Source organism: Oceanicaulis sp. LC35, assembly GCF_052055585.1.
GTDB lineage: Bacteria > Pseudomonadota > Alphaproteobacteria > Caulobacterales > Maricaulaceae > Oceanicaulis.
The window spans coordinates 2,622,919-2,640,915 of the sequence record NZ_CP170485.1 but is presented as its reverse complement, the minus strand read 5'-3'; the positions used below and the strand labels follow the sequence as shown (position 1 = coordinate 2,640,915).

14 protein-coding genes are annotated in these 17,997 nt (G+C 64.8%); 12 read left to right on the top strand and 2 right to left on the bottom strand.

Annotated features, from left to right (window positions below; translation table 11 throughout):
• The first annotated feature begins 36 nt into the window (after nt 1-36).
• The 6 genes from ACFELO_RS12570 (at nt 37) to ACFELO_RS12545 (ending at nt 8,674) form a co-directional block, all read left to right on the top strand.
• Nucleotides 37-849, top strand: a complete 813-nt coding sequence (locus tag ACFELO_RS12570) for an ABC transporter substrate-binding protein (RefSeq protein ID WP_440958112.1) — start codon at nt 37-39, stop codon at nt 847-849.
• On the top strand, nt 846-1,835 hold the full coding sequence (locus ACFELO_RS12565; protein ID WP_440958111.1) for a FecCD family ABC transporter permease: 990 nt from the start codon (nt 846-848) through the stop codon (nt 1,833-1,835). Before ACFELO_RS12570 ends, ACFELO_RS12565 begins: the two co-directional genes overlap by 4 nt.
• Entirely contained in the window at nt 1,832-2,599 is a 768-nt protein-coding gene (locus tag ACFELO_RS12560; RefSeq protein WP_440958110.1) for an ABC transporter ATP-binding protein, read from the top strand. The genes ACFELO_RS12565 and ACFELO_RS12560 overlap by 4 nt, the downstream gene beginning before the upstream one ends.
• A gap of 230 nt (nt 2,600-2,829) precedes the next feature.
• Nucleotides 2,830-3,156: a DUF4212 domain-containing protein gene (locus ACFELO_RS12555; RefSeq protein ID WP_440958109.1), complete on the top strand. Its 327-nt coding sequence runs from the start codon at nt 2,830-2,832 to the stop codon at nt 3,154-3,156.
• Nucleotides 3,157-3,167: 11 nt separating this feature from the next.
• Nucleotides 3,168-5,108: a sodium:solute symporter family protein gene (locus ACFELO_RS12550; RefSeq protein WP_440958108.1), complete on the top strand. Its 1,941-nt coding sequence runs from the start codon at nt 3,168-3,170 to the stop codon at nt 5,106-5,108.
• 152 nt (nt 5,109-5,260) lie between these two features.
• On the top strand, nt 5,261-8,674 hold the full coding sequence (locus ACFELO_RS12545) for an ATP-binding protein (RefSeq protein WP_440958107.1): 3,414 nt from the start codon (nt 5,261-5,263) through the stop codon (nt 8,672-8,674).
• Here the strand turns inward: ACFELO_RS12545 and ACFELO_RS12540 are convergent.
• On the bottom strand, nt 8,671-9,333 hold the full coding sequence (locus tag ACFELO_RS12540; RefSeq protein ID WP_440958106.1) for a response regulator transcription factor: 663 nt from the start codon (nt 9,331-9,333) through the stop codon (nt 8,671-8,673). The genes ACFELO_RS12545 and ACFELO_RS12540 overlap by 4 nt on opposite strands.
• Nucleotides 9,334-9,527: 194 nt before the next feature.
• On the opposite strand from ACFELO_RS12540, the gene ACFELO_RS12535 reads away from it, so the two are divergent.
• On the top strand, nt 9,528-10,868 hold the full coding sequence (locus ACFELO_RS12535; RefSeq protein WP_440958105.1) for a DcaP family trimeric outer membrane transporter: 1,341 nt from the start codon (nt 9,528-9,530) through the stop codon (nt 10,866-10,868).
• A 124-nt stretch (nt 10,869-10,992) separates the two neighbouring features.
• Here ACFELO_RS12535 and ACFELO_RS12530 read toward each other — a convergent pair whose 3' ends face one another.
• The gene (locus ACFELO_RS12530) at nt 10,993-11,625 is read right to left on the bottom strand and encodes a TetR/AcrR family transcriptional regulator (protein ID WP_440958104.1); all 633 of its coding nucleotides are present in this window, start codon (nt 11,623-11,625) and stop codon (nt 10,993-10,995) included.
• A gap of 160 nt (nt 11,626-11,785) precedes the next feature.
• Between ACFELO_RS12530 and ACFELO_RS12525 the strand changes: the two genes are divergently transcribed.
• The 5 genes from ACFELO_RS12525 (at nt 11,786) to ACFELO_RS12505 (ending at nt 17,997) form a co-directional block, all read left to right on the top strand.
• On the top strand, nt 11,786-12,859 hold the full coding sequence (locus ACFELO_RS12525; RefSeq protein ID WP_440958103.1) for a lycopene cyclase family protein: 1,074 nt from the start codon (nt 11,786-11,788) through the stop codon (nt 12,857-12,859).
• A gap of 51 nt (nt 12,860-12,910) precedes the next feature.
• Nucleotides 12,911-13,687 (top strand): 16S rRNA (cytidine(1402)-2'-O)-methyltransferase, encoded by a 777-nt coding sequence (gene rsmI / locus ACFELO_RS12520; protein WP_440958102.1) that lies wholly within the window; start codon nt 12,911-12,913, stop codon nt 13,685-13,687.
• 134 nt (nt 13,688-13,821) lie between these two features.
• Nucleotides 13,822-15,870 (top strand): prolyl oligopeptidase family serine peptidase, encoded by a 2,049-nt coding sequence (locus ACFELO_RS12515; protein WP_440958101.1) that lies wholly within the window; start codon nt 13,822-13,824, stop codon nt 15,868-15,870.
• A 122-nt stretch (nt 15,871-15,992) separates the two neighbouring features.
• The gene (locus ACFELO_RS12510; protein WP_440958100.1) at nt 15,993-16,772 is read left to right on the top strand and encodes a glucose 1-dehydrogenase; all 780 of its coding nucleotides are present in this window, start codon (nt 15,993-15,995) and stop codon (nt 16,770-16,772) included.
• 13 nt (nt 16,773-16,785) lie between these two features.
• The gene (locus ACFELO_RS12505) at nt 16,786-17,997 is read left to right on the top strand and encodes a kynureninase (protein ID WP_440958099.1); all 1,212 of its coding nucleotides are present in this window, start codon (nt 16,786-16,788) and stop codon (nt 17,995-17,997) included.

The following is a 17,997-nucleotide window of genomic DNA, read 5'->3' as shown; positions in this document are numbered from 1 at the left end:
GTCCGGGCGGCCCCCCCTATCATAGCCGCCCTGGCCATGGGCGCCGTCGCCGCTTCTCCGGCGGCGGCGCTCGAGCCGCGCGTGGTCTCTCTGGACTATTGCGCGGACCAGTATGTGCTCGGCCTCGCGGATCCCGATCATGTGCTTGCGGTCTCTGACCATGCCGATGACCGCCATTCCTATCTGCGCGCCCAAGCCGACGGCCTGCCGCAAATTCGCGACGACGCCGAGGATGTGCTGGCGCTTGGCCCCGACCTCATCGTGCGCGGCTATGACGCCGGCGGTCGTGCGGGCGCCTATTTCGAGCGGCTCGGGCTTGAGACGTTCGAGCTGGGCTATGCGTCCGATTTTGACGGCGTGGAAGCCATGATCCGCCGCACGGCCCAAGCGCTGGGACGATCTGAAACCGGCGAGATGCGCATCCGTCATATGCGGACCCAGCTGGCGCGGGCGTCGGACGGACCGCGCCTCAAGGCGCTTTACATGACCCCGTCGGGCTTCACCGCCGGGGCGGACACGATGATGGACGCCTTCATGAACGCGGCGGGCTTTGACAATGTCATCGCCGAACAGGGGCGAAGCGGCTGGGTGACCTTGCCGCTTGAACGCTTGCACGAGCAGCAACCGGATGTGATTCTGGCGGCTTTCTTTGATGGCGAGACCGCGCCGTTAGACAGCTGGTCGGCGAGCCGTCACACCGTGTTCCGGCGCATGATGGAGACGACGCCGGTGATCTATCTCGACGCCGCCGCCTTGTCCTGCGGCGCCTGGTTCATGGCGGATGAGGCGTTGCGCGCGCGGCAGGCGGCGAATGCGTTGTTTCCCCGTCTGGATGGAGCCATGCCGTGAATCGCGTCTCCCTGAACGCCGCGCTTGTGAGTGTGGCCGTGCTGGTCCTGATCCTGTCAGCCGTGCTGGGCACATCGGATCTGTCCGCATCCGAAGCCCTGTCGGCGATCTTTGGCGGGGGGGATGAGACCGCGCACATCATCGTATGGGAAATCCGCCTGCCCCGCGTTCTGGCGGCGCTGGGCGTGGGGGCGGCGTTGGGCGCTTCGGGGGCGCTGATGCAGGGATTACTGCGCAATCCGCTGGCCGAACCGGGCGTGCTGGGCGTGTCCGCGTCCGCCTCGCTGGGGGCGATCATCGCACTTTATTTCGGGCTGAGTTTTCTGGGCGCTTTCACGGCGCCGGTCCTGGCGGTGGCGGGCGCGGCCGCCGCAACAGTGGTGTTGTCCGTGCTGGCGGCGGCACGCATCAGTGCGGTGCAGCTGATCCTTGTGGGCGTCGGCCTGTCGAGCTTTGCGGGCGCGCTGGGTGCGCTGGCGATCAATCTGGCGCCCAATCGTTTCGCCCTGTCAGACATGGTCACCTGGATGCTGGGTTCGGTCACCAATCGCTCGCTTGATGATCTGATGTTTGTGGCGCCCTTATGGCTGGTCGGTGGCGTGCTGGCTGTGCTTGTCGCGCCCGGACTGCGCGCGCTGGCGCTGGGGGAAGAGACAGCGCAGACGCTGGGCGTCCATCTGGGGCGGACCCGCACGGGCGTTATTGGCGCCGCCGCGCTTCTGACAGGCGCGGCCGTGGCGATCTCGGGCGTTATCGGGTTTGTCGGCATTGTCGCGCCGCATCTGGTGCGGCCTTTCGTGCGACACGATCCGGCGGACCTGATCGGGCCGAGCGCGCTCGTTGGCGGGGTGCTGATCGCGCTGGCGGATCTGTTGCTGCGTCTGGCGCCGCTCGATCAGGAGCTGCGCCTGGGCGTGATGGTGTCGATGATCGGTGCGCCGGTCTTCATCCTGATCGCCGCGCGGGCGCGAGGGATGGGGCAATGACGGGACCGATCGAGAACCGGATCCTGGTGGACAGGCTGAGGGTCCTGCGCGGCGACCGGGACATCCTGTCTGACATCTCGTTCGAGGTGAAAGCGGGCGAGATGATCGCGCTCATCGGTCCGAACGGGGCGGGAAAGTCAACGCTGATCAAGGCGATGCTGGGCCTGATCGAGCCGGATATGGGCGGCGTGCTGCTCAATGGCGCGCCTGTGGGAAGCCTGACGCCCAAAGCACGGGCCCAACAGATGGCCTATCTGCCCCAGGACCGGGCCGTCGCCTGGTCGGTGACCGGCGGGGATCTGGTCGCGCTTGGGCGCTTCGCCTGGGGCGGGGCCGCTTATGATCGATTGGGGGCTGCGGATCGCGACGCGGTGGATGCGGCGCTAGAGAAGGCGGGGGCTGTTGAGCTGAAAGACCGCCTGATCCATGAGCTCTCAGGCGGCGAGCAGGCGCGTTTGCATCTGGCGCGCGTGCTGGCGACCGGGGCGCCGGTGCTGCTGGCGGACGAACCGATTGCAGCGCTCGACCCGCGTCATCAGCTGGAAGCCATGCGCGTCTTGCGGGCTCAGGCCGATCAGGGCGCCAGCGTGATCTGCGCCTTGCATGATCTGGAGCTGGCCCGTCGCCACGCGGACAGGGTCGCGGTGATTCATCAAGGGCGGTTGCACACACTCGCCACACCGGACGAGGCGCTGACCGAACAGGTGCTGGCGCAGGTGTTTGGCGTCACCGCTGCTCCGGGTGGGGGATTCGCCCTGATCTGATCGTGGACGTGCTGCGCAGCATTTGCGCGCATGGTTGCGGATATTGCCGGACGCCCTTCCGGGTGCGCCGACCTATTTATTTGAAACCGATAGATAATTTCTCGCCCTGCGGTCGGAGAGGGGCGTTTGTCGTGTTGCGGCTTCGACCAATGTCGGGCTGCACGCTCCACGAGAGGACTGACACCCTCTTGCTCATACGGGGAAAACCCCGATGAAAAGGGAGGAGCACGATGGCTGAGTCAGACCATCCCACCGGAGGCGTGCCGCCGAAAGGGCCGCCCGATGATCACATGATTACCGAGTCGAAATTCCAGAAATACTGGCGCGCGAACCTGAACCTGATGGGGGTTCTGCTCGCGATCTGGTTCATCGTGTCCTACGGCTTCGGAATTCTGTTCCGTGACGTTCTGGACAATTTCTCCATCGGCGGCGCGCCGCTGGGCTTCTGGTTCGCGCAACAGGGCGCGATCTATGTCTTTGTCGTTCTGATCTTCGTCTATTCCGCAATGATGCATCGCATCGAGCAGAAGTTCGACGTCGATGATGACGAGGGATAGGGGAGGCGATCATGGAAGCGACCGTAATGGGTCTGCCGTCGACCCTGTTCTGGACGGCCTTTTTCGTCATCGGCACTTTCGGGCTCTATATCGGCATCGCCGTTTGGGCGCGGGCCGGTTCGACCGATGATTTCTATGTGGCCGGGCACGATGTGCACCCGGTCTTCAACGGCATGGCCACCGCCGCCGACTGGATGAGCGCCGCCTCCTTCCTGTCCATGGCGGGCATTGTGGCGTTCTCGGGCTATGACGGTTCGGTCTATCTGATGGGCTGGACAGGCGGCTACGTGCTGCTGGCGTTGTTGCTGGCGCCTTATCTGCGCAAGTTCGGAAAGTTCACCGTGCCCGACTTTGTGGGGGACCGGTATTACAGCCAGGCCGCCCGCATCGTGGCAGTGATCTGCGCCCTGTTCATCTCCTTCACCTATATCGCCGGCCAGATGCGCGGGGTGGGCATCGCCTTCTCCAACTTCCTGGGCGTCGATATCACCATCGGGGTGATCATCGGGGCGATCATCGTTCTGTTCTACGCCGTGCTTGGCGGCATGAAGGGCATCACCTACACCCAGGTGGCCCAGTACTGCGTGCTGATCTTCGCCTATACGGTTCCGGCGATCTTCCTGAGCCTGTCCATCACCGGCACGCCGCTGCCCCAGCTGGGTTTCATCGGCAATACGGCTGACGGCACGCCCCTTCTGGTCAATCTCGATCGAACGCTGTCAGAGCTGGGCTTCTCGTCCTATCTCGACGGTCAGAAATCGATGATCGACGTCTTCGCCATCACTGTGGCGCTGATGGTCGGCACCGCCGGTCTGCCGCACGTGATCATCCGCTTCTTCACCGTGCCCAAGGCGTCGGACGCGCGTCGTTCGGCAGGCTGGGCGCTGGTCTTCATCGCGCTTTTGTACACCACCGCGCCGGCGGTTGCGGTGTTCGCCCGCTCGAACTTCATCGAGACGGTCAATGAAAGCGTCTATTCCGAAGAAGTCGCGCGTGGCGACGCCAGGGCGTCCGAAATGGGCGAGGGCGCGACCCCGCAATGGTTCTACAACTGGGAGAATACGGGGCTTCTCGAATTCACCGACAAGAATGGCGACGGTCGCATCCAGTATCGTGCGGACCCTGAAACCAACGAGATGACGCGGCTTGACCGGGACATCTTCGTGCTGGCCAATCCCGAGATCGGCGGCTTGCCGGGCTGGGTGATCGGTCTGGTGGTGGCGGGCGGCCTGGCCGCAGCGCTGTCCACCGCTGCGGGTCTTCTGATGGTGATCAGCTCGGCCGTGTCTCACGATCTGTGCCGCAAGGTGCTGTTCAAGAACATGTCAGACACCCAGGAGCTGCTTGTGGCGCGTCTGGCTGCAGTGGGCGCGGTGCTGGTGGCGATTTACGCCGGCATCAACCCGCCGGGCTTTGTGGCCGCTGTGGTGGCGTTCGCCTTCGGTCTCGCCGCCGCCAGCTTCTTCCCGGTGATCTTCCTGGGCATCTTCTGGAAGCGGATGAACAAGGAAGGCGCGATTTCCGGCATGTTGATCGGTCTGATCATCACGGCCGCCTATATCGTGCACTTCAAGATCGGCTTCAGCTCGGTCGTGCTGGGCGTCGTGGCGCTGATCGTCGGCATCGTGCTGCTGATCATGCACTTCGGCCTCAAGGAGCAGGGCGACACCCGCGCCATGCTGATCGGGGCGATCGTCTTCGGACTGATCTTCCTGGCGGGCGTCTTCGGTGTCTTGCCGGACTTCGCGATCGGCACGGGCGACCAATGGTTCCTGGGCGTCTCGCCCGAGGGCTTCGGCGCCATCGGCATGGTCATCAGCTTTGTGGTGTCGATTGTCGTGTCGCTGGCGACCAAGGCTCCGCCTCAGGATGTGCAGAACATGGTCGAAGAGATCCGACTGCCATCCCAGGCGGCTCATGTCAGCCATCCCGGAGCAACGCCGGCGGAATAATCCGCCTGCACGCTCAGCTTACAGCGCGGCGGCCTTCGGGCCGCCGCGTTTCGTTTGCAGGACGGAGCTCTGGTCAGGCGGGCGTCAGACCGGCTATCGTCAGACTACGTCCGGAATAATCACAAAACCGGACGCTCAGGGGAGGAGGCTCCGTGCCGCTCAGTCTCGCGCTTGGGGTGCTTGGCGCCTATGTGGCCTTGCTGTTCGTCATCGCCGCTTGGGGCGATGCACGGGCAGTACGCTTTGACCGCTCTTCGCGTCGCCGCGCCGTGCTCTACACGCTGGGGCTGGCGGTCTACTGTACCAGCTGGACCTTCTATGGCGCTGTGGGTGAAGCCGCGCGAGCGGGCTGGGATTATCTGCCGATCTATCTGGGCCCCGCGCTGGTCTTTCTGATCGGCTTTCCCATCGTCAAGCGTCTGGTGGCGCTCGGACGCGAGCATGACACCAGCTCGATCGCCGACTTCCTGTCGCTGCGCTATGGCAAGTCCGCTGCGGTTGGCGCTCTGGCGACGCTGGCGCTGATCATGGCGCTGATCCCCTATATCGCGCTCCAGCTCAAAAGCGCCGCCGCCTCGCTCGACCTTCTGACGGGCGGGCCTTTGGGGCGGGGCTGGGGGCTTCCGGTGGCGATCAGTCTCGCCGCCTTCGCCATGGTGTTTGGCCAGCGCCATACCGACACCGCCGCCAGCCACCGCGGGCTGGTGCTGGCGGTCGGGTTTGAATCCATCATCAAGCTGCTGGCCATGCTGGCGGTGGGCTGGCTGGCGGTGGAGGTGTGGGTTCACGTGCCGCAGGAAAACCGCATGGCGGCGCTGGCCCAGTCGCCGCTCACCCTGCCGGGCGTGGACTTCCGCTTTCTCGTTCTCACTCTGTTGGGGGCGTTCGCCGCGCTCTGCCTGCCGCGCCAGTTCCACATGATGGTGGTGGAGGTGTCCAACCCCAAGGACGCCGGGCTCTCGCGCTGGGGGTTTCCAGCCTATCTGGCGCTGGTTGCGATCCTCGTCCCGCCCATCGCCTGGGCAGGGTCCACCCTGCTCGACGGCTCCAATCCTGACGCCTATGTGCTCGCCTTGCCACTGGAGCTGGATGCGCGCTGGCTGGCGGTGCTGGTGTTTCTGGGCGGCTTCTCCGCGGCAGCAGGCATGGTGACGATCACCGCGCTCGCCATGTCCACCATGCTGGTGAACAATCTGGTGGGTCCGCTCTTTCTGGCCGAAGCGCGGCGCAGCGGCCTCGCCAAGCGCTTCCTGATGTGGCGACGCGCCTCGGTGCTGGGCCTGGTGGGGCTGGCCTATCTGTTCCATCTGGGGCTTGACCGCTCCGCCGCTCTGGCCGGGATCGGACTTGTGGCCTTCGCAGGGGTCGCCCAGCTCGCCCCGGCGCTTCTGTTCGGTCTGTACTGGCGCAAGGCGAACCGCGCTGGCGCGCTGGCGGGGATGGGCGCGGGGCTGGGGCTCTGGGTCATCCTTATCCTCATCCCCAGCTATGCCGGGGCCTTGCCGCCCGCGCCGGCGGGCGTGGACCCGTTCGCCTTCGCCTCCATTGCCTGCCTGTGCGCCAACATCATCGCCTTCATCGTGGCGGTCGCCTTTTCCTCGACCGGGTTGGTGGATGAATTGCAGGCTGACGCCTTCACGGGCGCCCGGCCGCTGGAGACGGCTCCGGCCGCAGGCGCCCGGATTTCGGATCTTGAAACAGTGCTGATCCGGGTTCTGGGCGCGACACAGGCCGAACGGGCGCTGGACGACCTGTCCCGTGCTGTCGCGCGTCCCCTGCGCCATGGCGATGTCCTGACGGCGGCGGTGGCCGGGCTGGCGGAAGCGCGACTGGCGCGCGCCGTGGGCGCGGCCTCGGCCCGCATCCTGATGACCCGCGTGCTGCGCGGCGCCCGGGTGAGCCCCGGCGATGTGGTCAAGCTGATCGACGAAACCGCCGAGCAATTGCGCAGCTCCGAGGACCGACTGAAGGAGAGCGAGCGCTCGATCCGTTTTTACACCGATAACCTGCCCGTTCTTCTGAGTTACGCGGACCGGGATTATCGCTTGCGCTTCGCCAATCGTGGTTATCTCGACTTTTTCGACCTTGAGCCTTCCGCCATCGGCAAGCCGCTTGCGGATTTCATGACCGAGGAGGAATACGCCCTGCGCCGCCCTCACATGGAGGCGGCGCTCAATGGCGAGCGGCAGGTCTTTGACATTTCCCGCAGCAAGGGCGGCGGTCGCGCCCGTTCCTGGCAGGTGGTCTACCAGCCGCGCATGGAAGATGGCGAAGTGGTGGGCTATTTCGGCGTCTATCAGGACAACACCGCCCGGCGCGAAGCCGAACAGGCTCTCAAGCGCGCCTATGACCTTCTGGAAAGCCGGGTCGAGGAACGCACTGCAGCTCTTAAGGAAGAGAGCGAGGCGCGGCTCCAGCTGGCTCAGGACCTTGAAGGTGCGCGTCGCGAAGCGGAAGCGGCGACCCAGTCCAAGACGCGCTTCCTGGCGGCGGCGAGCCACGATCTGCTGCAACCCTTGTCTGCGGCGCGGCTTTACGCCGGAGCGCTGGAGGGCGCGCTGGGAGAAAGCGGCTCCAAGGAGAACCGCAATCTCGCCCACCAGATCGAGCGCGCCATTGACCATGCGGACCGGCTGCTGCGCGCGCTTTTGGATATTTCCAGGCTGGATGCGGGCGGGGTGTCGCCGCGCCCGAGCGTCTTCGCCATTGACGAGCTGATCGAGGAAACCGCCGCCCAGTTTCAGGGGCGGGCCCAGGCCAAGGGGCTGGAGCTGCGGGTGGTGAAAAGCCGTCTGGCCGTGTTCTCGGATCGCGGCCTGATGACCAGCGTGGTGCAGAACCTGATCGCCAACGCCGTGCGCTATACCCAGAGCGGCAAGGTGCTGGTCGGCGTGCGCCGGGCCGGGGATCAGGTCCGTTTGCAGGTGATCGATACGGGCCCCGGGATCGAACCGGACCGCCAGTCCGCCATCTTCCGTGAGTTTCACCGCGGCGCCGTCGGGCAGGGCGAGGATCAGGGGCTTGGGCTGGGTCTGGCCGTGGTGGACCGGATCTGCGCCTCGCTGGGCCACAAGATCTCGCTCAAGAGCGCGCTGGGCGAAGGCGCCCGGTTTGAGGTCGTCATGCCGCGCGCGGCGTCACGCGACAGCTCGCCGGCGCAACAGACGCGGCGACGTCCGGGTGACCTTCAGGGCCTGTCCGTCCTGTGCGTGGATGATGATCCGGATGTGCTGCAGGCGTTACGCACGCTGCTGGAGCGCTGGGGTTGCGAGGTCCGGGGCGGGGCAGACATGGAGACGGCGCGGGCGGCCTTCCCCGAGCTGGGACCCGATCTCGTCATTCTCGACTTCCAGCTGGAGCACGACGTGACGGGGCCGGAGGTCTATGACGCGCTGTGTGAAGAATGGGGCAGGCGTCCGCCGGGGCTTCTGGTGACGGCGGAGCGGAGCGGCGCGGTCGAGGAAGACGCCCATAAATCCGGGCTGGAGCTGGTGCGAAAGCCGGCTTCGCCCGCCGTGCTGCGGGCCAGTCTGAGCTCACTCAAGCGCCGGCTGGAAACGCTCTAGACCGATTGCTCGGCGGGGGGCTCCACATTCAGCGCCTGGGCCACCAGCACCGCCTGGGTGCGGTTGATCACATCAAGCTTTCTGAAAATCGCGGTCACATGCGCTTTCACCGTGGCTTCGGAAATACCCATGTCAAAGGCGATCTGCTTGTTCAGTCGCCCGGCGGCAAGACCGTGCAGCACCCGCATCTGGGCCGGGGTGAGCTGGGCGATGCGGGCTGCGGCCTCCGCCGCTTCCTGCGCCTGCGGGTCGCCGCTTTCATCGGGCGCCCAGACATCGCCATTCAGAACCGCCGTCAGCGCTTCGACCAGCTGGCTCATGCTGGCGGTCTTGGGAATGAACCCTGAGGCGCCAAACTCCAGCGCTCGCGCGGCGACGCCCGGTGACTGGCTGGCGGAGATGACCACGACGGGTGCGCTGGGATGGGTTTTGCGAAGCTCCGCCAGACCAATAAAGCCCGAGCTGTCCGCCATGTGCAGGTCCAGACAGACAAGATCGGCCCGCCCGCCTTCAAGCGCTTTCAGCGTTTCCTCCAGCGTGCTGGTTTCCACCAGGGTGCGGCCTGGCGCCGCCTTGCTGACCGCCGTGCTCAGGGCGCCGCGAAACAGGGGGTGATCATCGGCCAGGATGACCCGGCCTTGCGTGCTCTGTGCCGTCACACACGTCTCCTAATCTGGACCGTGACCATAATGCGCTCCGGTGGGCGTCGTCGTCTCGGCAAAAAGTAGCACACGTTAAACGCTAACTTTCGACGAACGTCCCATACCGCCCGTCCCACTGCACAACGATACTTTCACAATAAAGCCGAAAAATCGGCACGAGCCACACGGCTATCCTTGGGAGGGACAACCTTATGACTACGCTTGCTATTCGAAGTGTACTCGCAGCAACAGCGTCTGCGCTGGTGCTGTCGGCCGCCTCACAGGCACAGGATGTAACGGAGCTGGAAGAGCGACTCGCCGCTCTGGAGGCCATGGTGGCCGAGCTGCGGGGAGAACTGCAGGACGCGCGCGCCCAGGCGGACGCGGCGACCGACCGGGTCATTGAAATCGAACAACGAACGGCGTCTGCGCCGGCTGCTCCGGCGCCCGCCGCCTCGTCCGACCGCGGGTTTTCCATGGGCAATACCCAGGTGACCTATGGCGGGTATGTGGATCTGGACGCCCATGTCACCGATCTCAGCGATGGTGATTTTGGCGCGACCTCCATCGCGCGAGACTTCTACATTTCCGGCGCGACGCCTGTAGGCGGGTCCGGAGATGGGGAAACCGATTTCGATTTCACCGCCAAATCGAGCCGCTTCTTCTTCGCCACCTCCACTGAATCTGACTATGGCACGGTGACCGGCCGGATCGAGTTTGACTTCCTGGGCTCCGCCAGCGGCGATGAGCGGGTGTCGAACTCCTACAATCCGCGCCTGCGCGTCGCCTGGATGCAGCTCGGCAACTGGCGCGTGGGTCAGGACTGGTCGACCTTCACCAACACGGCGGTGATCCCCGAAAGCGCCAGCTTCCTGGTGGGCTCGGACGGCATGCTGTTCGGTCGTCAGGCGCAGATACGCTACACCAATGGCGGCTTCCAGTTCGCGCTTGAAAACCCCGACACCACTGTGACGCCCTTTGGCGGCGGCGCGCGGATCGATGGCGGCGACGGCGCGCTTCCCGATGTGGTCGCCCGCTATAACTGGAGCGGCGATTACGGCTCCATGACCGTCTCGGCTCTGGGCCGCAATCTCGCCTATGAGGCCGGCGGCGTGGACGGGAATGCGTTCGGCTGGGGCGTGAACTGGTCCGGCAAGCTCAATATCGGCGAAGGCTCTGATCTGCGCTTCTCGCTGACCGGCGGTGAAGGCATAGGCCGCTATATCGGTCTGAACTCGGTCAATGGCGCGGTTGTGGACGCCTCTGGCGATCTTGAAGCGATCCCGGTCTATGGCGGGCTTGTGGCCTGGCGTCAGTCACTGGGCGAAGGCCGTCGTCTGTCGGTCGGCTATTCCAGGCTTGAAGCGGACAATGACATCACCCTCACCGGCACGGGCGTGACCAAGAGCACCTGGTCGGCCTTTGGCGCCTATCTCTTCCCGGTGGGCCCTGTGACCGTGGGCGCCGAGCTGATGTTTGGCGAGCGCGAGCTTGAAAACGGGCAGAGCGGCACGATCACGCGCGCCACCCTGTCCACAAAGTATCCCTTCTGATGATGTGCGCCCCGCTGTCAGGTGGGGCGCGCCACCTCTCATCAGGGGGCTCCCCTGCGCTGGCGCCAGACATCAACCAGCGCGTCCTTCAGCGGCCGGCTCGCCCCTCGTGTCGGCCGCTTTTTTATGCCGAACGCAATGCCGCGCTCTGCTGGCAGTCATGAAAGACCAGATCCAGCCGGCGGTGCAGTTGCTGGCGCGCCACGTCAGGGCTCCAGGCGTGGATCACGCATCGACGCAAGACGCCCAGATAGAGATCGAGCAGGCTCTCGGTCAGAAGATCAGGGTCTTCAAGAAGGCCGTTGCGCGGATCCTTGGCGGCTTGCTGCAGCATTTCACGCACGGGCGACCAGGCGACTTCAAAACTCAGATGCAGGGTCTTGAAGTCTGTCTCATTGGTGAGCCAGTTATGGCCGATGGCGGCGCGGAACAGCTCCAGATCCTCGATGTGGCGGATCAGGTGCAGGTCCAGCAGCGCCTTCAGGCAGGTTGTCAGATCGCCTTCCTGGCAAGCGGCAAGGCTGGCGGTCTCGGCGCCGAGACGGTTGAAATCATCCGCCATCACTTCGCACAGCAGGGCGATCTTGGTGGGCGCTGCGTTCAGGACTGTGCCGGGCGAGACATCAGCCGCCCGCGCGATATCGACGATTTTCGCCCGGTCATAGCCCTGGGAGTGAAACTCTTCCCGAGCCGCTCGCAGCACAGCCGCGCGGGTCGCCGCCTTGCGTTGCGCGCGTTTGGTGGTTGGCAGGTTCATTGGATCGCCTGTCTCGTTCTCGTATTCGTCTCAGATATTGGCCACCGAATGGGGGCGTTACATTAAAGCCTGTTAATGTAACGCAGCCAAGCAAGGTGTGCGCTTTGAAATTATGCACATAAAATTCGCCCCTTGATGGCATGCATGCGAGTGGGACGCCATGAGTGAACGCTTTGATCTTGTTATAATCGGAGCCGGGCTGTCCGGGTTGGCCCTGGGGGCCGCCATGGCGCAGGCAAGTCGTCGCATGCGCACCTTGATCGTGGAGCCGCGTCAGATTGCTCCCAATCTGCGTCAATGGGTCTTCCCCACGGTGCCGACCCATGTCCTCCGGCGATTCGAGGCGGGGCGGCTTTCCGGCTTTGAGGTGGAAAGCCTGAACGGGGCTGTGCTGCACAGGCCGTTGGATCAGCTCGTTCTGGCGCGCGTTCCCGCTCAAAGCGTTCAGGATGCGGCGCTCGACCGTATCGCCTCCGAGCCGCGCATGGCGCTGGAGACCGGGGTCCGGATCGATCAGATCCACCGTTCTCGCGCTCGCGTCGTGCTGGACACCAGCCTGGGAAGCGTCAGGGCCAGCTGGCTTGTGGATACGCGACCGCTTGAGGATGTGGGCATGCCGGCGGGGCGAGGCGTGCAATTGTCCCATCTGGTTTCCACCCGCCTTGAGGACGGGTCCATCGAACGGGTGCGGATCAAGCTCGCCAGCGCCGATGCGCCCTTGCTCGAACAATGGATTCTCAGCCGCGATCACGCCGTGCAGGAGCAGGCCAGCTTCACGCTGGCCCCGCCGCGTGTGCCCGAAGCCTTGCTGCAGACCGACCGGCTTTCAGACTGGGGCGTGCCGACGGATGCCCTGCGACACGCGCATGGCGTCTGGCCGCTGGCCTATCGTCCCGTAAAGCGAGGGGGCGGGCGTGTGATCCTGGCGCCTGCCGACGCCTATGGCCTGCGCTTTGCGCCTGGCATGGCGGCGTTGCGCCTGCATCGCTGGGCCCAGACCCAGGCGCGGCGTCTGTCCTATGGGTTGAGCCTTTATGCGCCGCCGCCGCCGCCCCACCCGGCGCGCCTGTCCGCCGCACGGATCGAGGCGATGATCGCCCGCAGCCGGCGGCAGGCGGCGGAAGGCCTGCACACATTGCTGTATGATGCGCCCGCGGACGGGGTGATGCGGACGCTGTCGGGGGCGGCGAGCTGGTCAGACCTGATGCGCGCCTGGCGTTCGGGTTCATGGTAGAGCGCAGCCTGCAGCGCTGGTCAGTTGAGCGCTCGGGAGTAGGATGGGCGCATGAATGATTCCGCACAGACTGCCGACCTTGATGCGCCGCCGGAAACCGGGCCGCGCCTGGTGCTGGTGACCACGCCCATTGGCAATATGGGCGATATGACCGCGCGCGCCTGGGAGGTGCTGCGCACCGCGGACGCGATTGCGTGCGAGGATACCCGCGTCACCCGGCGTTTGCTGGATCAGGGCGGGATCACCGACAAGCGCCTGATCGCGTGCCATGACCATAACGAGCAGGCGAGTGCGGCGGGCATCGTCAAACTCATCACGGACGGCGCGACGGTGGCGCTGGTCAGTGATGCCGGCACGCCGGCCATCTCCGATCCCGGCTACCGGGTCGTGCAGGCGGCGGTGGAGGCCGGGCTGGAGGTCAGCGCCGCGCCGGGGGTGTCTTCGGTGATCATGGCGCTATCTATCTCGGGGCTGCCGACCGATCGTTTCACCTTCATCGGTTTTCCGCCGCGCAAGTCGGGCAAGCGCAAGGCGCTCTTTGAAACCTATGCCGGCCTGCCCGCCAGCCTGATACTGATGGAAAGCCCCCAAAGGCTGTCTGAAACGCTGGCGGACGCGCGGGAAGTGCTGGGGGATCGCCGGGCGGCCCTGACCCTTGAGCTGACCAAACGCTTTGAGCGGGTCTGGCGCGGGACCTTGTCCGAGCTTGAGGCCCGACTGACCGATGCGCCCAAGGGCGAGGCGGTCGTGGTGATCGAAGGCGCTGAAGACGTTCGCGAGAAAAAGAACAAATACGCCGAGTTCTCCAAGGCGCCGAGCCGCGATTAGGATTGTGTTAAACTTCGCAGCACGCGAGTGCTGTTTGCCGCAGCATTCGTGATGGCGCGCCCTGCCGACATCGCCTCGACGCGCGGGTGATCTTGCCTATAGGCTGCGCGCACAGTTCACCAAGGAGTATCGTCATGAACCGTCCACTGTTCACTGGCGCTCTGGGGCTCGCTGCTGCGGTCGCGCTTGGCGCGCAGACCCAGGCGCAGGACCCCCTGACGCTGGAAGACCTCTTCGAAATCCGCCAGGTGTCTGGCGTGGATATCTCGCCTGATGGCGAGCAGGTTGCTTTCACCCTGTCCATTCCCCGCAATGTGGTCGAGGGCGCCGAAGACGGCACGCCCAAGACCGAGCTCTATGTGGCTTCGGGTCCGGATGCGGCGCGGCTCTATCTGAGCGGTGAAAGCTATATCAGCGGCGCGGACTGGTCTCCGGATGGCGAGGCGCTAACCTTCCTGACCCATCGCGATGGCGATACGGGATCGGCGCTGTACGAGATTCCGGTCAATGGCGGCGAAGCGCGCCGGATCTTCGCCCATAACGCCTCGATCCAGTCCTATGTGATCGCGCCGGATGGCGAGACGGTCTTCTTCATTGCGCGTGAGAAAGCCGATCGGGTCAGCGAAGCGCTGCATGATCGCGGCTTCATGGCCAATGTCTTTGAAGAGAACGACATCTTCTCTCATGTCTGGCGCGCGGACCTGTCGGACGCGGACGCCGAGCCGGTGCGCTTTGATCTGCCCGGTCACGCGTCTTCGCTGGCGCTGAGCGAAGATGGTTCTCGTCTCGCTGTGGCGCTGGCCCCGACGACGCTGGTGGATGATTCCCTGATGGAGCGTCAGTGGAGTGTGGTGAGCGCGGCGGACGGATCGGTGATCTCCACCATCGACACCGAAGGCAAGATCGGCATGGCCGATTTCTCGCCGGACGGTTCGCGTCTGGCCTTCATTGCGGCTGCGGATCGCGCCGATCCGACGGCGGGCACGCTGCATGTGGCGGATGTCGACAGCGGCGCGTTCCGCGCAATTGCGCGCGACGCCGAGCAGCATGTGAGCCAGCTGGCCTGGATCGACCGCGATTCCATCCTCACCGTCGCCAGCGTCGGCACGGGCACCGCGCTTGTCGAATACAACGTCAATGGCCGTGAGGAGCGTCGCACGCCGACTGAAGCGGGTGTGATCTCGGCCATGGATTATGATCGCGACGATCGCGTGCTGGCGACGACCATCCACGCCGCCACCCATCCGCGTGAACTGTTCGTGGGCGACCGTCGTCGTATGCGCCAGTGGACCGATCACAACCCGCAGCTTGAGAGCATCGCCTGGGGCGATCAGCGCGTCTTCGAGTTCGAAGCGCGCGACGGCGAGCGGATCGAGGGCGTTCTGGTGACCCCGCAAGGCGCAGCGCCCGAAGGCGGCTGGCCGATGATCATGACCGTGCATGGCGGTCCTGAAGCCCATGACAGCAATGGCTGGGTGAACGGTTATTCCAATCTGGGCCATATCGGCGCGGGTCAGGGCTTTGCGGTTTTCTACCCCAATTATCGCGGCTCGACGGGCCGCGGTGAACGCTTCGCCAAGCTTGATCATCTGGATGGTCCGGGTGAGGAATTCTGGGATCTGGTGGACGCCATCGGCGCCCTGTCTGAGGCCGGGATCGTGGATGCGGACCGCGTCGGCATCACCGGCGGCTCCTATGGCGGCTTCGCTTCGGCCTGGGGCGCGACGGTGGCCAGCGAGCACTTCGCCGCCTCTGCGCCTTTCGTGGCGCTGACCGACCTCATCAGCTTCCTGGGCACCACCGAAATCCCGATCGAGATGGTGGATGTGCACTTCATGCAGGCGCCCTGGGATGACTGGATGAATTATCTCGAGCACAGCCCGACCTATAACGCGCCGGGCTCGACCACGCCGACGCTGATCCTGCATGGCGAAGCCGATACGCGTGTGGACACCAGTCAGTCCTTCATCCTGTACCGGATCATGAAGGCGACTTCGAACGCGCCGGTGCGCCTTGTCACCTATCCGGGCGAAGGCCATGGCAATCGCCGCGCCGCCGCCCAGTATGACTATGGTCTGCGCGTGCAGCGCTGGATGACCCATTACCTGCAAGGCGAAGGCGGCGAACCGCCCGCGCCGGAGCTCGATCTGGCCGAACGGCTGGGACTTGAAGACGCTGAATAAGCGGTGTGAGAAGGGAGGCGGAAACGCCTCCCTTTTTCGTTGCAGGCGCCCCCTCGCCATCGCAGCAATCCGCCGCTAACGTGCCGCTTAACGCATTAAGTGACGTGAACGGGAGGAAAATCATGTCCGAGAAAGACCTGTCGCTGGAAGGCCGTGTGGTTCTCGTCGCCGGCGCGAGCCGCGGCATTGGCGAAGCCGCCGCCAAGCGCATGGCGCGCAATGGCGCCATGGTGATCTGCTCGAGCCGCAAGATCGGCGATTGCGAGCGTGTTGCTGAAGAGATCAAGGCCGAGGGCGGCAAAGCCCGCGCCATGGTGCTGCATCTGGGCGAGGCCGAACATCGCGAAGCGGCCATGGCCAGCATCAAGGAAAACGAAGGCCGTCTCGACGTGCTGGTCAACAATGGCGCGACCAGCCCGTATTTCGGTGAAGCCAAGGACACCCCGGACGAGGCCTGGGACAAGACCTTCGACGTGAACGTCAAAGGCCCGTTCTTCCTGTCCAATCTGGCCATCAACACCTTCATGAAGGATCAGGGCCGGGGTTCGATCATCAATGTCGCCTCGATCAACGGCATCCGTCCGGGCTATTTCCAGGGCGCGTATTCGATCTCGAAAGCCGCCGTGATTTCGCTGACGCAGGTTCTGGCCCAGGAATGCGGCCATCTGGGGATTCGCGTGAATGCGCTGTGCCCGGGTCTGACCGAGACCAAGCTCGCCTCGGCGCTGACGTCCGATCCGAACCTTGAAGACATGATGAAGCGCAACTTCTCCATCAAGCGCGTCGGCCAGCCTGAAGACATGGCCGCTGCGATCCACTTCCTCGCCAGCGACGCATCAAGCTATATGACGGGCCAGAAATTCGTCGTGGATGGCGGCATCACCGAGCGTGGTCCGCTGTAGGAGAGAGAACTTCATGCTGACGCGCGAGGCCTGCGAGGCGCTGGACCGGAACGATCCGCTGAAAGACAAACGCGATCTGTTCGCGCTGCCTGACGGCGAGATCTATCTAGACGGCAATTCGCTGGGCGTGCCGCCCAAGGCGGCGCTCGCGCGTTTGCAGCACGCTGCCGAAACCGAATGGGCGAAGGGGCTGATCCGCTCGTGGAATGATGCGGGTTGGATGGACTTGCCGCTGACCTTGGGGGCCAAGCTCGCCCGGCTTGTCGGCGTCGAACCGCAAGAGGTGATCGCAGTCGATACGGTCACGATCAACCTCTTCAAGCTCGCCACGGCCCTGCTGGCCCGTGACGGCGGCGCCATCGCCACAGAAGCGGGCGAGTTTCCCACCGACAACCATGTGATGGAGGGTGTCGCCCGGATCACCGGCGCGCCCATGCATCGCGTCGCGCCCAATACGCGCCCGGCGGATTTGCCCGAGGGCGTGACGGTCTTCATCAAATCCGCCGTGCACTACAAATCCGCCGAGATCGCCGACTTTGAAGGCTATGAAGCCGAGGCGAAGGCGCGGGGGCTCAACATCATCTGGGATCTCAGCCACGCCACCGGGCTGGTGGACCTCAAGCTCAAGGCCTGGGGTGCGCGATACGCCGTCGGCTGCGGGTATAAATTCCTGTCCGGTGGTCCGGGCGCCCCGGCGTTTCTCTACTGCGCGGAAGACCAGATCGGAACGCTGGAGCATCCGGTGTCGGGCTGGCTGGGCCATAAACGCCCCTTCGGTTTTGAAGACGCTTATGAACCGGACGACAGCATCGTGCGCTGGCGCACCAGCTCGCCCTCCATTCTGGCGCTCTCCGCCCTTGATGGCGCGGTCAGCGCCTATGACGGCGTGGACATGGCGCAGGTGGAGAAAAAAGCCATCGCGCTGGGCGATATCCTGCTGGAGAAGGCCGAGGCGCTGGGTCTTGAGCACGCCTGTCCGGGCAGGGGACAGCGGCGCGGCGGCCATGTGGTGCTGCGTCATGAGCAGGGCTACGCCATTGTGCAAGCGCTGATCGCGCGCGGCATCATTGGCGATTTCCGGGCCCCGGATCTGATGCGGTTCGGCTTCAATCCGCTCTACAATTCCTATGCGGATGTCTTTGACGCCGCCGAGGCGCTGGCGGACGTGATCGAGACCCGCGCCTGGGATGCGCCCGAGTTTCTCGCCAGAAAAGCGGTGACCTGA

What these genes read in the sequence shown, in the direction of transcription:
- ACFELO_RS12555 (WP_440958109.1), top strand. Translation starts at nt 2,830, where the DNA reads ATGGCTGAGTCAGACCATCCCACCGGAGGCGTGCCGCCGAAAGGGCCG.
- ACFELO_RS12515 (WP_440958101.1), top strand. Translation starts at nt 13,822, where the DNA reads ATGAACCGTCCACTGTTCACTGGCGCTCTGGGGCTCGCTGCTGCGGTC.
- ACFELO_RS12505 (WP_440958099.1), top strand. Translation starts at nt 16,786, where the DNA reads ATGCTGACGCGCGAGGCCTGCGAGGCGCTGGACCGGAACGATCCGCTG.
- ACFELO_RS12510 (WP_440958100.1), top strand. Translation starts at nt 15,993, where the DNA reads ATGTCCGAGAAAGACCTGTCGCTGGAAGGCCGTGTGGTTCTCGTCGCC.
- ACFELO_RS12570 (WP_440958112.1), top strand. Translation starts at nt 37, where the DNA reads ATGGGCGCCGTCGCCGCTTCTCCGGCGGCGGCGCTCGAGCCGCGCGTG.
- ACFELO_RS12550 (WP_440958108.1), top strand. Translation starts at nt 3,168, where the DNA reads ATGGAAGCGACCGTAATGGGTCTGCCGTCGACCCTGTTCTGGACGGCC.
- rsmI (WP_440958102.1), top strand. Translation starts at nt 12,911, where the DNA reads ATGAATGATTCCGCACAGACTGCCGACCTTGATGCGCCGCCGGAAACC.
- ACFELO_RS12525 (WP_440958103.1), top strand. Translation starts at nt 11,786, where the DNA reads ATGAGTGAACGCTTTGATCTTGTTATAATCGGAGCCGGGCTGTCCGGG.
- ACFELO_RS12535 (WP_440958105.1), top strand. Translation starts at nt 9,528, where the DNA reads ATGACTACGCTTGCTATTCGAAGTGTACTCGCAGCAACAGCGTCTGCG.
- ACFELO_RS12560 (WP_440958110.1), top strand. Translation starts at nt 1,832, where the DNA reads ATGACGGGACCGATCGAGAACCGGATCCTGGTGGACAGGCTGAGGGTC.
- ACFELO_RS12530 (WP_440958104.1), bottom strand. Translation starts at nt 11,625, where the DNA reads ATGAACCTGCCAACCACCAAACGCGCGCAACGCAAGGCGGCGACCCGC.